The organism is Stenotrophomonas maltophilia group sp. RNC7 (assembly GCF_030910085.1).
Lineage (GTDB): Bacteria > Pseudomonadota > Gammaproteobacteria > Xanthomonadales > Xanthomonadaceae > Stenotrophomonas > Stenotrophomonas sepilia.
In genome coordinates this window covers 1-407 of the sequence record NZ_JAVFVN010000331.1, presented here as the reverse complement: position 1 = coordinate 407, position 407 = coordinate 1, and the positions used below count along the sequence as shown (strand labels likewise).

Genomic DNA, 407 nt, shown 5'->3' with positions numbered 1-407 from the left:
ATGGTATTTTTCTAAAGCTTGCTGTCTATCTTTTGTGGCCATGCAGGTAAAAGAAGCATTAATAATCTTTATATTGTTTTCTATGCAATAGTTTACTACAGCAGGAAAGTCTATTGTACTAGCGTATAACTCCGCATCTGGATTAATAATTTTAATAACCTGTGCTGTCCAGGATGGGTGCATTGCATAGCTGTCTATTTTAATCGCTTCTTTTATATCTAAAAAGCCTAAATCATATGGCATGTCAGGCTCCATTATCATAACCTTAATTTTCCCCTTAAAACTAGGAAGATTTAGTTGATCTATCTTTTCTTTGTTTTCTGCCCTTAAATACTCAATCATGTGTTTCACCCTCTTTTCACCTATATTATACTAAGAAGGGCATAAAAAATACACCCTTCTAGGTG

At 33.9% G+C, this 407-nt stretch carries 1 protein-coding gene; it reads right to left on the bottom strand.

Annotated elements, in window-relative coordinates; genetic code table 11:
- Positions 1-342: hypothetical protein (locus tag RCF13_RS05380; RefSeq protein ID WP_308140936.1), on the bottom strand; the 342-nt coding region annotated here is incomplete at its 3' end.
- Positions 343-407 lie beyond the last annotated feature (65 nt).